Below are 14,165 nucleotides of genomic sequence, written 5' to 3'. Positions count from 1 at the left end.
TTTAATGAAATGACCATGAAAAAGTTATTACTAACACTATTTATTAGTATTTCTTGTATGTCTTTGTATGCCCAAAATATTCTTTCTGGGAAGGTGACAAGTAATACAGGAGATGGCGTAATCGGAGCTACAATCCAGATTATTGGAACACAAAAAGGGTCAATTACTGACTTCGACGGAAACTTTAAACTTGATGGAATTCAACTCAACGATTCCATTCAAATTTCATCCATCGGTTATGTCACGGAGACAAGAGTTATCACCAGTTTCTCACCTATTCAAGTGGTCTTGAATGAAGATATGGAACAGCTTGAAGAAGTAGTGGTAGTCGGTTACGGTGTCATGAAAAAGAGTGACCTAACGGGTGCCGTATCGAGTGTGAAGAGTGAAGATGTGGAGAAAATTCCAGCTTCAAACCCTTTGCAATCTTTACAAGGTAAAGTATCAGGTGTTCAGATTACTTCAGGCAATACGCCAGGTAGTTCACCGAAAGTACAGATCAGGGGTGTCGGTACCACGGGTAATTCGAGTCCGCTGTATGTTGTGGATGGAATGCTTCTGGATGATATCAATTTCTTGAGTTCTAATGATATCGAATCAATGGAAGTCTTGAAAGATGCCTCTGCAACAGCAATTTATGGTTCGAGAGGTGCCAATGGTGTGGTGATCATCTCTACAAAGCAAGGCTCAAAAGGAAAGGCAAAAGTGACTTTGGGGTCTTATGTAGGTATGCAACAAGTGGCGGCTCGTCCTAATATGGTGAATGCACAGCAATATGCCATGCTTCAAAATGAGATCATGCACAACCAAGGTTCTGACTTGATTTATACAAAAGATCAAATCAACAACATGGGCAACGGTACAAATTGGATTGATGAAGCTACAAGAAACGCACCGATCCAAAATTACCAAGTAGGTGTTTCAGGTGGATCAGACAATGTGATGTACAATATCACGGCAGGGTATTTCAATCAGTTAGGTGTTGTAGAAGGATCGGGTTTCGACCGTTTCAATTTAAGAATCAACAACACCTATAAGTTGTCGAAGAGAGTAAAAGTAGGTCATAATATCGCTTACTCTACTTACAACAGCACCAACGAAGGTGTGGATTTAGGAGATGCCTATAAAGCAGACCCAACTATGCCGGTATATGATCAGAATGGTTACTTCGGGACTTCCAATAATAATGATATTGGTAACCCAATGGCTTCTTCTTATTACAAAAACGATTTTAGTAGTGGAGACCGTTTGGTAGGTAATTTCTTCTTGGATTATGAAATTGCTAAAGGATTAATTTTCAAATCGAACTTAGGTGTAGATCGAGCTACAAACAAAGGAACACAATATACTCCTGTATTCTTCGTGAGTGGGAAACAATTCAATGATGTAAGTCGATTACAGCAAGAAGGAAACGAATACAATGCATTGCTTTGGGAAAATACGGTGAGCTATATGAAGCAGATTGGTAAGCATAGTATCAATGCTGTAGCGGGTATTACCACTCAAAATAATACCATGCAAAAGTGGGAAGGTTCTGAAAATGGCGTGCCTAATAACAGAGATATGTGGTACTTGGGTACTGGATTGGTAGACAGTAGAAATGTATTTCAAGAAGGTGCTGCTAACTCCTACTTATCGTTCCTTGGTAGGGTGAATTACACGTACGATAATAAGTACCTTGCAACGGCTTCTTTTAGAGCGGATGGTTCTTCTCGTTTCGGTAAAGACAATAAGTTTGGTGTCTTCCCTTCATTGGCTTTAGGTTGGAGAATTTCGGAAGAAAACTTTATGAAGTCTAGTGATTTGATCAACAACCTGAAACTAAGAGCAAGCTGGGGTAGAATTGGTAACGACAAGATTGGGGACTACAGTAAGTATTCATTGATTGATAATAATTTAAACCCAGTTTTTGGTCCTGATCAAGGGTTCCAACCGGGTGGTACTGTAATCAATATGGCCAACGCTAACCTTCGTTGGGAGACTGTAGAGCAATTCGATATTGGATTTGAAGTAGGTTTCTGGGACGATAAATTAACGATCGATGCAGATTACTACCACAAAATGACCAAAGACATGTTGGTATATATCACACCTCCAGGCTTAGTAGGATCAAAAGGTGCAGTGCCTTCTAACATTGGTGAGATCTTGAACAAAGGTATTGATTTGAGCATCCAATGGAATCACAAAATTGGAGAAGTACAGTACAATATTGGAGGAAATATCTCAACGATCCACAATGAAGTTATCGCTTTAGACCCTAACAATCCTTATATTTTTGGAGGTGATTTAGGCAATGGTCAACAAGTGTCTTTGACTACTCCAGGTCATCCAATTGGAGCATTCTATGGTTATAAAACGAATGGTGTATTCCAAAATCAAGAGCAAATTGATAACTCACCATCATTGCCAGGTGCACAGCCAGGTGACGTGATCTACATGGATATCAATGGTGATGGCGTGATTGATGAACAAGATAAAACGTTTATCGGAAGCCCTATTCCAAACTTTATCTATGGTATCAACTTAGGTTTATCTTATAAGAACTTCGATTTATCAGCCTTATTCCAAGGACAATCAGGCAACCAAATCTACAATGCTAAGAAAGCAGTACGTTGGGGTACGACCAACTTCGAAGAGTCTTTCTTAGGAAGATGGACAGGTGAGGGCACAAGCAATAGCGAGCCTAGAGTCACAAACGGAGGTGTAAACTATGAAGTATCAGACCGCTTTATTGAAGACGGATCTTACCTCAAACTAGCAAATATCACCTTAGGATATACTTTGCCAGAGCATGTGACTAGCAAAATTTTCATTGAAAAATGTAGAATTTTTGCAGCCGCATCCAACATTTACTTATACCAACCTTATCAGTCGTATAGTTCAGAAATCACTTCTGATTCACCACTTGATGCAGGAATTGATTTCAATACTTATCCATTGACTGCCACTTACACATTAGGTATTAACGTGAACTTCTAATTGTACTGAAATGAAAAAAATATTCTTATATACCATTACACTTTTACTTTTAGGTTCTTGTTCAAACCTACTAGAAAAAACACCTCAAGGACAGGAAACATCTGCGGATTATTTCAAAACGCAAGATGGAGCCTTAAAAGCCACAAACGCAATTTACGAAAGCTTGAGAGGTTGGAATACAACTGCATGGGGCCCAATCGGGTTAGCAGATATTGCTTCTGATGATGCCGACAAAGGATCAACATCAACGGACAGTTATGATATGATTGAATTGAATAATGCTTCCTATTTACCCAACAATGGAACCATCCAAGGGTATTACAATGAGCATTACCAAGCTATCAACCGTACTAATCAAGTGATTGTCAATGTGCCTGAGGGAGAGTTTGATGAAAACTTAAAGGCAAGGTATATTGCTGAAGCGAAGTGTTTAAGAGCATTTTTCTACTTCAACCTAGTAAGAGCGTATGGTGGTATGCCTATCGTGGACCGTTTATTAAATCCAGAAGAGTACAAAGTAGCACGTTCGACAAGAGAGGAAACGTACGCTTTTATCATCAAGGATTTGGAAGAGGCAGTAGAAATTCTGCCCACAAAATCACAATATGATTTAGCAGAATTAGGTCGTGTGACCAAAGGAACGGCACAAGCATTATTAGCAAAAGTATACCTTTTTCAAGCATCATTTACAGGTTCAAATGAAGATTACCAAAAGTCATTGAACGCGGCGGAAGCTTTGATTCAGTCAGGAGAGTACAACTTGTACCCGAACTTTGCAGAGATCTTTAGGTTGGAAGGTGAAAACTGTTCAGAGTCTATTTTTGAAGTGCAAACACATGACTTCCAGCAAGGAGGCGGTAGCAGTCAATTTACAGAAATCCAAGGTATCCGTTCAAATGTATTGAACAAAGGATGGGGCTTCAATATTCCATCAAAATCACTTAGAGATGCCTTTGAAGCCAACGATCCACGTTATGATGCAACAATCATCACAGCAGGTCAGACATTGTATGACGGTGAAGTAGTACCAAGACCAGAAGACGGTATTTTCGGTGATAACTCAGACCCAATCAGTGAATTCTATAGTTATAAAGTTTATTCTCCATCACATAATGGCGGAAATAACAATAGCCCAATGAACATTAGATTGTTGAGATATTCAGATATTGTTTTAGTGGCGGCAGAAGCTTCTACTGCTTTAGGAAACTCATCAAAGGCATTAGGTTACTTGAACAGCGTGAGAGCGAGAGCACGTGCAGGCCAAAACGTTTTACCGGACGTAACAGTGTCTGATCCAGCACAATTAAGAGAAGCGATTTGGAATGAAAGACGTGTAGAATTGGCCATGGAACAGCACAGATATTTTGACTTGATGAGAATGGATAATGTGGCTCCGGGGTACGCCAAAAGCAAATTAGTTGAAAATGGCGATAACGTTTTTGATGCTGCAAAAAATAAAGTCTACCCAATTCCACAAGCTGAGATTAATGCTGTAGGAAGCGACATTTTAAAGCAAAATCCAAATTACTAATAAACACATGTAAAATGGCGTGCACCACTTCTGTAGCAAGTATCGGTTAATACTTGAAACATTGGTGCACGCTCCAAAAAAGAAATATCATGAAAAAGCAACTCTTATTTTTATTCATTATAGCCTTTGCCGCAGGTTGTGGTTTAAATCCAGATGATGTAAAAACAATTGCTTCACCGCCCACAGATGATGCAAGAGACACGATCAACGTAGAACCAGAACCTATTGAAGGCATTCAATTAGTTTCCCCTTCCAATACACAAACTCATATTACTTATGACAAAGAAGTACAACTGACTTGGGCGGCCGAAAAATTAGGTTTGTCTTATGAAGTATACCTATGGAAATCTTCTGAAGAAATGCCAGAGGCACCGTTAGTAAGTGACCTTCAAGATGATTTCTTTGTAATTACAGACTTGGAAGAAAATACAGAATACAGCTGGTTGGTGAAAGGAAATGACGTAGCCAATAATCTTATTTCAGACCCGTCAGTATTTACTACTTCTACTGTTTCATTAAAAACTGTTTTTGAAAGAAAAGTAATTGGCTTATCCTTCAATAATACGGTTGAGGATGATGACAATTTATATGAAGTAGAAGATCACAATGCTAGGTTCACGACCGATAGATTTGGAAATACCAACAGTGCATTCAATAGCTCAAATGCCACAGAAGAAGGAACAGCTGCCATTGTAACGTATGACGAGAACTTAAAACCAGGTAAAATGACCGTTTCGATTTGGGTAAGACCTACTGATTTATCTAATGACGGTTGGATTTATTCAATGCAACGTTGGGAAGGCTTCAGTATGAAAAGAGAAGGTGATGGACGTATCAAAAACATGTATTTCCACGAAACTTCGAACTGGGGTGCTGTTGATTTCTTTACAGATGAAATTGAATTTGAAAAATGGACGAACATCACAATCACAGCGGATGGCTTAGTAAGAAAAGTTTATTACAATGGTGAAAAAGTCGATGAGATCGAAGCGTTAGGTCCTGTTCACTTTAATGCAGGAATTGGCTCAAACCTGATCATTGGTGCTCAAGTAGAGAACAATAATACCAATTTACAGGAGTCGTTTAATGGAGGAATTGATGATTTCAGAATCTTCCAGGAAGCAATGACTGATGAAGAAGTAAAAACATTCTATAATTACGAATCAAACTATAACGCTAATTTATAATGCAACACATAAATATTAAAGCCCTTTTGACCTTGTTATTATTCTCAATGATGAGTTGTTCAGAAGCTGTCAATGTATCTCCAGAATTACCGATCTATGATGATGAGGAGGAAAAAGTACCCTTAACCGATGAAGAGTTAATGGATAAAGTACAGGAAACGACCTTCAAATATTTCTGGGATTATGGACACCCTGTATCTGCTTTGTCAAGAGAGAGAAGTAATGGAGATGATGAAATCGTGACAACTGGAGGAACAGGTTTCGGGATCATGGCTATCATTGTAGGCGTTGAAAGAGGTTATATCACAAAAGCTGAAGCTGCTCAACGCTTAGTGAAGATGTATGAGTTTTTGGAAAAAGCAGATCGATTCCACGGCGCATTTCCCCACTGGTACTACGGTTCAACAGGTAAAGTAAGACCTTTCTCACAAAAAGATGATGGGGGAGATTTGGTGGAAACAGCTTTCTTGATTGAAGGAATTATCACTTCAAGAAACTACTTTGATGGTGATAATGAAACGGAAGCAAAGTTACGTACACTAGCTACAGCACTTTGGGAAGGTGTAGATTGGGATTGGTACAGAAACGGTACGGATAAATTGTATTGGCATTGGTCTCCTCAATATGATTTCCAAATGAATATGCCACTGTATGGTTTTGATGAAACTCAGATTACACACCTTTTAGCAGTCGCTTCGCCAACACATCCTGTTCCAGCTTCTACGTATGAAACATGTTTTAAAAATGGAGAGGATAGATACAAACATAGTCTTACGGTAGATACAGCAAAACCACTTTTCTGGGTACATTATTCTTACATCGGCTTGGACCCTCATTTCACTGATGGTACATCAAGCAAAACGTATTTTGACTTATTCAGAGAGCGTACCTTAGAGAATCGTCGTTGGTGTATCCAACAGCAAGTGAAGTTCCCTTATTATGGTGAAAATGCTTGGGGTTTAACTGCTAGCGATGATCCATTTGTAGGGTATATGGCACATGAACCATCACAAGATTTAGACAACGGTACCATTACACCTACTGCCGCTTTATCTTCGATTGTGTATACACCAAAAGAGTCATTGGCTGCGATGCGTTATTTCTACGAAGAACAACCAAAACTATGGGGTGAATACGGCTTCAAAGATGCTTACAATCTTTCACAAGGTGACTGGTACGCAGAGTCTTACTTAGCCATTGATCAAGGACCAATCATCACTATGATTGAGAATTACAGATCAGGTGTGCTATGGAAATATTTTATGATGGATGAAGATATCAAGAAAGGCATTGAAACCTTGAATTGGTCTTTTTCTTCGGTGAATTAATTGTTGCGTGCACCATAGTTAAAACTATGGGCAGGTGATAGAATAACCTCATCAAGACTGAAGTCTTGAAGGTTAAAAACGTAGACAACACTTTAGTGTTGTTGGAGTTATTATCACCTGCCCATGACTTCAGTCATGGTGTACGTTATATTATCAATTAAATATTTAGAACCTTTTAAGGCATCTCGCTCAACCATAATTTTATTAATTAATTCTTCAATTCGTAGTGTGTCTTAATTGTGGTAGGTGGGATGCTATAAAAGGTTTCTTGAATAAAGAATATGATAATAAAACTTTCATCTATTAGAAATCAGGAGATTTCTGATGATCAATAGGACACGAATGACGCTGACGCTTAACATTCACGCCAGTGGTTGTACTACTATTTCCCTGGCGCAAGAGTTAAGCGTCAGCGTCTTTTGTGTTTATTAGATATTTAGAAGTCTCTGACTTCTAGAGAAAATGAGGTGATTGATTTGTTATCAATTGAAAATAGATTTTAATCAATTTAAAATTATTTATAGTTTAGCTTCAAACTATCTTACGTGAGAAATAAATGGCTTTACTATCTAAGTTACTACTAACCGCTTTATTACTTATATCTACTTCAAGTTTCGCACAAGAAACCATTGAGTTATTTACATCAACAAAGATTACCAATTACAGCAAATCAGATTATAATGCTGAAAGTCAAAATTGGTACATCACACAATCTGATGATGGTCTGATCTACACGGCCAATACTTTGGGGCTGTTAGAATTTGACGGTGAAAGTTGGAATCTTTTTCCTACTAATGAACCGTTAAGATGTTTATTGATCCATAAAGACAAAATCTTTGTGGGAGGGATGAATACCATAGGTGTTTTTGAAAAGGAGAATGGTGTTTTGAAGTTCAATTCTTTAATGCCTCAAAAGTCATTTCATGATGAAATATGGAAAGCCATTCAGATCGGAAACAAGATTGTTTTTCAATCCTTCAATACTTTCTATATCTACGATCTCGAGACAAAAGACCTCACCCGAAAAAGCCTTACAGAAGGAAATATTTCTTATGCGTTCAAGTCAAAAGACGAAACTACTTTTTACTACCAAGTTCTTTACAATCATATCAACATCACAAAAGGCCTGGTGGAGACCAATAATATTACTCACCCAGATTTACAACATTGGATGGTCAAATACATTCATGAGGTAAAAGAAGGACTTCTAATAGGGACTTATAAAAACGGCTTATTTCTTTGGAATGGGAAGGGGTTTACACCTTATGAAAATAAGATTTCAACCTTTCTAAAAGAAGCAAGACTAAACGTGGCTCAACCTATTGATGATCAAGGAGGTTTTGCTTTTGGGACATTAGATAAAGGGATTATTATTGGAAATATCAATACAGGAGTGATTGATTATTATATCAATTCCAAAAATGGATTGCCGAGCAATAGAGTACATGCTTTACATTACAATGAAGGGTTACTTTGGGTGGGTAGCGAAGAAGGAATTACCAACGTAAACCTAAAATACCCCGTTCGTTTTATCAATGATCCTTTGGCTGAAATAGGACCAATCTATGACGTCGCTATCTTTCAAGGAAAACTATTTATCGGCACAAATCAAGGGCTGTATTATACCACAGATTCTATCAATGCACCGATCCTCAAACTCCAATTATTTCCTCGCTCAAAGGGGCAAGTCTGGAATCTTTTTGTCGCCAATGATCAATTGTTCTGCGGACATAATGAAGGCATTTTTGAAGTAGGAGAGACGTTCAAAAAAGTCTATAATAACGGTGGTGGTTATACTTTCCTGAAAAGTAGACTTCATGAAGATGTGATGTTTCAAACCTCTTATTATGGATTGAACATTTGGAATAAAATCAATGGGCAATGGGAGTATAGCCACACCATTAAAAAGATCAATTCACTAACAAGAGATATTATTGAATTGAATGACGGCACTATTTTACTGACTGATTCATGGAAAAACATCTATAAAATCACACTCTCAGAAGATTTAGAGTCCCTCAAATCCATTGAAAATCTTTCCACTAAAAAATCATTGGAAAACAGTTATAAATACAGACTTTTTGATTTAGGAGATACCAAGCTCTTGACCACTAATGATACTGTTGTAACCTTTAAAAATAACTTGCCCGTCAATATAGATTTAAAAGGCTTGACTTTCATTTCACACCCTATTGATGATGTTTCTGTAATGAAAATAGAAGGACAATTGATGCTTTATGATGCCAAAGCAGACCATTCTATTCATGTACGAAAATCAATTGCAGAACTAGGCAATAATCAAATCTACAATTACGAAAATATCATCAACATCAAGGATAATTTCCTGATCACTTTCACCCAAGGGGCAGGGTTCTTCTCAACGCCTTCCATCGAAAACTATAATTTTAAACAGTATCAACCTGACATTAGAAAAGTCACGTTTTGGTACCATAGAAATCAAGAACAACTCAGTAATATAGAAGATAAAATCCCTTTTGATTACAACTCTGTTGAATTCCAATTCAGCTCCAAAAATTACTATGAAGAATCGAATTATGCAGTTCGTCTGATCGGCTATGACAGTAATTGGGTGGAGATAGGAGAAAAGAACGAAATCGCTTACCAAAACCTTCCTTATGGAAAGTTCACATTTGAAGTAAAAGACACCGCTTCCAATAAAACCTCCCATTATAAATTTGAAATAGACAGACCATTTTATTTGTCCAACTTAATGCTAATAGTATATGTTGTAGCCGTTTTATTATCGGTATGGAGCCTCCATAAGTTTTATAGCTTAATGTTGAGAAAAGAGAAAATGGCCCTCCTTTTAAAAAAGAGAGAAGACCTCAACCATCAAAGAGATCTCAACGAAAAAAGAATCGCTATTCTTCAAGCCAACGAACTTCAAAAAGAGCTTCAAGATAAAAATGAAAGTTTATCAGAGTTGCTCGTTCAAAGCTCAAAAAACAAAGACGTCATCAAGCAACTAAAGCATCAGATAGACAACGCCAAGCATTTTGATTCCGCCAACAAAAGTCAAGTGATCCGCAAGCTTGACCATATCCTCACCACCGAGTTTGATGATAAAAAAGACTGGCTCACTTTCGAGTCCACTTTCAGAAAAATGCATCAAAACTTCTTTTCAGATTTAAAGAAAGCACACCCCGCACTCACCAAAGAAGACCTCAAGCTTTGTGCTTATATCAGAGTAAATCTTTCCACAAAAGAACTTGCCCCCATCTTCAATATCACTCCTAAAAGTGTGGACCTAAAACGATATAGATTAAGGAAGAAAATGAACTTGGTAAAGGGTACGAATTTGTATGATTATATTAATCAGTTTTAAATAAATCATATGATGATATTGTGTAATATTTCTTTCTGAATAGTTCCCATTTTTTATAGGTGTCTATACAAAGTCTATCGTTATGAGTCGCTGAAAAAGCCTTTGTTTACACCCAATAGATTCGAATTCCACTCGCATTTCAAGGAAAATTATACTTTGTAAGAGTGTAAATTTTCATTATATGTGGGGTGTAATTTTTTTACCACACTTCCGATTCATCAAAATTGATTTAGTTTATTCTGGAAATCAATTAAGACTACCTTATTGGATACTTAACTAGATTAATAAATACAACTATTGAAATGAATCGAATTAGACTTTTTACAATACTCTCCCTAATCATGATATTAGGGGCATGTAAGGAACAAGAGCAACCTAAAGAAGATAAAAAACACTTTGAGCCAAATTGGGAATCATTGAGTCAATATGAGTGTCCTGAATGGTTTAGAAATGCCAAGTTTGGAATATACACACACTGGGGTGTTTACTCGGCTTCTATGGCCACGGGAAATTCAGATTGGTACGGTAGAAATATGTATAACGACTGGCACCCGAATTATAAATTCCATAAAGAAACGTACGGTGATCAGAAAGAATTTGGCTACAAAGATTTAGTGCCGAAACTTACCGGCGAGAAATTTAATGCAGATGAGTGGGCTGAACTGTTCCAAAAAGCAGGAGCACAGTTTGCAGGACCGGCCGGAGAACATGCTGACGGTTTTTCGATGTGGGATTCTAAAGTGAATCCATGGAACTCTGTAAAAATGGGTCCGAAGATCGATGTGGTTGCAGAGATGAAAAAAGCGGTAAAGAAGAGAGGAATGAAATACGTGGTCAGTTTGCATCACTCTTGGCTTTGGGGGTGGTACCCTACTTGGGATGAAAATACGGATTGTGCTAACCCAGAGTTTTCCGGTTTGTATGGACCCAAAATCCCTGAAACTTCTCGTCTTCTTAAAATTGGAGAGGAGAAAGGCTCTTACCCAATGCCAAGTCCAGAATTTGAAAGAATTTGGTTAGAAAAAGTAAAAGAAGTAGTGGATGGTTACTCTCCTGATTTGCTTTGGTTTGATAATAGAGTGAGAATTTTATCAGAAGGTATCAGAAAGCAAATGGTGGCTTATGTACATAATCACAGTGCTGAAAATAACATCGAAAGAGTATTTACATTCAAGCGCCCTGATTTCCCATTGGGTGTAGGAACAGTGGACTTGGAGCGTGAACGTATGCCTGATATTTATCCTGATCCATGGTTAACGGATACATCTATCTCAAAATCTTCATGGTCGTATGCATCAGATCTTAAATGCTATCCTACGAACCGTTTGATTGATGACCTTGTAGATATTGTCAGTAAAAATGGATGTCTATTATTAAACGTTGCACCACATCCTGACGGTACAATTCCTCAAGAACAAAAAGAACGTTTGTTGGAAATGGGAGCGTGGTTAAAGTTAAATGGAGAAGCAATCTATGATAGCCGTCCTTGGTTGATTTTTGGAGAAGGCCCAACGAAGACTAAAAGTGGTCACTTAGCCGATCAAAAATTTGATGGTTTCGGAGCTGAAGATATCCGTTTTACAACAAAAGGAGATCAGTTATATGCTATTGCATTAGGCTGGCCTGAATCAGGTGTGTTGCCTATCAAATCATTAGGTTTAATTGCTTATAATTCAAAAGTAAAAGATATAGAATTGATTGGTCACAAAGGGAAATTGAAATGGGAAAGAACGGAAGGCGCATTAAATGTAACGCTTCCAAAAGATAAGCCATGTGATTTTGCTTATGTCTTTAAGATCAATTTTAAAGAAAATAAATAATAGCTAGGGGGCATGGTATGTCGCAAAACCTATTTTCTTCATTTTCATATCGCAAGTGTTAAGCCGGTAGGCGTCACTTGTGATTTCCTATAAGCGAAGTCTCCCGACTTCGAAATGAATGAAAGAGTGACCTTAATATTCGAAGTCGGGAGACTTCGCCAATGATCTGTTCCAAGTGACGCTAACGCTTAACACTTGAAACATGGATATGGTCCGTGTGCCACAAGGAATTGTGGTTCTACAGGGCACACTTCTTATTGGGCCGTTGTATTGTATATAACGGCAACACGAACAACAAAACGAAAACAAGCTCAAATTAAACCGAGCATAAAAAAATAGATATTATATTAACACAGAAATGAAAATATTTAATCTTCAAACACTCACAAAAACAGGGTTATTACTCGCAATCTTGTTTTCATCAGCAATTTCATTTGCTCAAAAGAAAAAGCCCAACATTATCTACATTATGTCAGATGATCATGCTGCACATGCTATTGGGGCTTATGGAGGTCGTTTATCTTCTTTAAATCCAACACCCAATTTGGATAAACTAGCAGACGAAGGAATTCGCTTTAATAATGCTTTTTGTAACAACTCTATTTGTACACCAAGTAGAGCCTCAATTATCACAGGTCAGTATCCTCAAACCAACGGTGTATTGGATTTGGATATTCGTTTAGAGCCAGAAAAACAGTATTTACCAAAAGAAATGAAAAAGTTGGGTTACAGCACAGCGATCATTGGAAAGTGGCACTTACATATTGAACCTACAGCTTTTGATTATTATAAGGTATTGCCAGGTCAAGGAAAATATTTCAATCCTTCATTCCATGAGAAAGGAAAAGGAGAGTGGCCAAAAAATAAAGTGAAAACGGAAGGTCATTCAAGTGATGTAATAACAGATGTGACGATCGAATATTTAGAAAATAGAGATAAGGACAAGCCGTTCTTTTTGATGCATCACTATAAAGCACCACACGATTTCTTTGAGTATGCACCTCGTTATGAAGACTACTTGGCAGATACAGAAATCCCCGAACCTTCAAGCTTGTATTATCAACCCAATTGGGGATCAGAAGCAACAAGAGGAGCCAATGATTCTTTGATAAACTATATTGGTACTTCCGTTTCTGATCGTCATATGTACAGAAACTATAATAAGTTTTTCCATGAGGATTCTCTAAAAGGGCAACAGTCAGCACATGTTGCTTATCAAGATTACTTGAAAAGATATTTACGTTGTGTAAAAGGAGTGGATGATAACTTAGGTCGTTTATTTGATTATTTAAAGAAAGAAGGCCTTTGGGAAAATACAATCATTGTCTACACCGCCGATCAAGGAATGATGTTGGGAGAACATGACTTACAGGACAAGCGTTGGATTTATGAAGAGTCGATGCGTATGCCATTTATCGTACATTATCCTAAAACTATTGAAGCAGGAAGAGACACTGACCTTCTAATCAATAATACGGATTTTGCACCCACATTAATTGAAATGGCAGGAGGAAAGGCACCTGAGTATATGCAAGGGAAAAGCTTTGCAAGAACGCTAAAAGGGAAAGAAGAGAAAGATTGGAGAACGGCAACTTACTACCGTTATTGGATGCACATTATTCACCATTATGTACCCGCACATTTCGGCTTACGTACAGAGGACTACAAATTGGTATTCTATTACGGAAAACATTACTTACCGGAGTCAGAATATGCCAAGCACTATTGGGCGAAACAATATTATGGTATCGAAAGAGAAACACCTCACACTTGGGAGTTTTATGATCTGAAAAACGATCCAGAAGAATTACATAACCGCTACGATGATCCAAAATACCAAGAGATCATTGCAAAGTTGAAGTCAGAATTGAAAAAGCAAAGAGAAGATTTGAATGAAACGGATGAAAACTATCCGGAAATTCAGGCAATCGTTGAGAAGTATTGGGATACAAAAACGTTATCAGAATAAGAACA

The 14,165-nt window shown here is 37.6% G+C and carries 7 protein-coding genes; all 7 read left to right on the top strand.

The annotated features are described in order from the left end of the window. Nucleotides 1-15: 15 nt before the first annotated feature. The 7 genes from PL77_RS18145 to PL77_RS18115 all read left to right on the top strand — a co-directional run bounded on the left by PL77_RS18145 (nt 16) and on the right by PL77_RS18115 (nt 14,160). On the top strand, nt 16-2,979 hold the full coding sequence (locus tag PL77_RS18145) for a TonB-dependent receptor (RefSeq protein WP_044208582.1): 2,964 nt from the start codon (nt 16-18) through the stop codon (nt 2,977-2,979). Between the two features lie 10 nt (nt 2,980-2,989). Beyond that, on the top strand, nt 2,990-4,510 hold the full coding sequence (locus PL77_RS18140) for a RagB/SusD family nutrient uptake outer membrane protein (RefSeq protein WP_044208493.1): 1,521 nt from the start codon (nt 2,990-2,992) through the stop codon (nt 4,508-4,510). A gap of 89 nt (nt 4,511-4,599) precedes the next feature. Further along, entirely contained in the window at nt 4,600-5,697 is a 1,098-nt protein-coding gene (locus tag PL77_RS18135; RefSeq protein ID WP_044208490.1) for a LamG domain-containing protein, read from the top strand. Beyond that, on the top strand, nt 5,697-7,025 hold the full coding sequence (locus PL77_RS18130) for a glucoamylase family protein (protein ID WP_063769033.1): 1,329 nt from the start codon (nt 5,697-5,699) through the stop codon (nt 7,023-7,025). Before PL77_RS18135 ends, PL77_RS18130 begins: the two co-directional genes overlap by 1 nt. Nucleotides 7,026-7,581: 556 nt before the next feature. Further along, on the top strand, nt 7,582-10,371 hold the full coding sequence (locus PL77_RS18125; protein ID WP_044208487.1) for a triple tyrosine motif-containing protein: 2,790 nt from the start codon (nt 7,582-7,584) through the stop codon (nt 10,369-10,371). Between the two features lie 302 nt (nt 10,372-10,673). Beyond that, nucleotides 10,674-12,191, top strand: coding sequence for an alpha-L-fucosidase (locus PL77_RS18120; RefSeq protein WP_044208485.1), 1,518 nt, complete (start codon nt 10,674-10,676; stop codon nt 12,189-12,191). 358 nt (nt 12,192-12,549) lie between these two features. Continuing rightward, nucleotides 12,550-14,160, top strand: a complete 1,611-nt coding sequence (locus PL77_RS18115; RefSeq protein WP_044208482.1) for a sulfatase — start codon at nt 12,550-12,552, stop codon at nt 14,158-14,160. The last annotated feature ends 5 nt before the right edge of the window (nt 14,161-14,165 follow it).

The organism is Flammeovirga sp. OC4 (genome assembly GCF_000812565.1).
In the GTDB taxonomy this organism is placed as follows: domain Bacteria; phylum Bacteroidota; class Bacteroidia; order Cytophagales; family Flammeovirgaceae; genus Flammeovirga.
The sequence above is the reverse complement of the archived record's forward strand: the minus strand, read 5'-3'. Positions and strand labels throughout refer to the sequence as shown.

Excerpts from the sequence above, each read along its gene's own strand:
- PL77_RS18135 (WP_044208490.1), top strand. The coding sequence starts at position 4,600 with ATGAAAAAGCAACTCTTATTTTTATTCATTATAGCCTTTGCCGCAGGT.
- PL77_RS18125 (WP_044208487.1), top strand. The coding sequence starts at position 7,582 with ATGGCTTTACTATCTAAGTTACTACTAACCGCTTTATTACTTATATCT.
- PL77_RS18145 (WP_044208582.1), top strand. The coding sequence starts at position 16 with ATGAAAAAGTTATTACTAACACTATTTATTAGTATTTCTTGTATGTCT.
- PL77_RS18115 (WP_044208482.1), top strand. The coding sequence starts at position 12,550 with ATGAAAATATTTAATCTTCAAACACTCACAAAAACAGGGTTATTACTC.
- PL77_RS18140 (WP_044208493.1), top strand. The coding sequence starts at position 2,990 with ATGAAAAAAATATTCTTATATACCATTACACTTTTACTTTTAGGTTCT.
- PL77_RS18130 (WP_063769033.1), top strand. The coding sequence starts at position 5,697 with ATGCAACACATAAATATTAAAGCCCTTTTGACCTTGTTATTATTCTCA.
- PL77_RS18120 (WP_044208485.1), top strand. The coding sequence starts at position 10,674 with ATGAATCGAATTAGACTTTTTACAATACTCTCCCTAATCATGATATTA.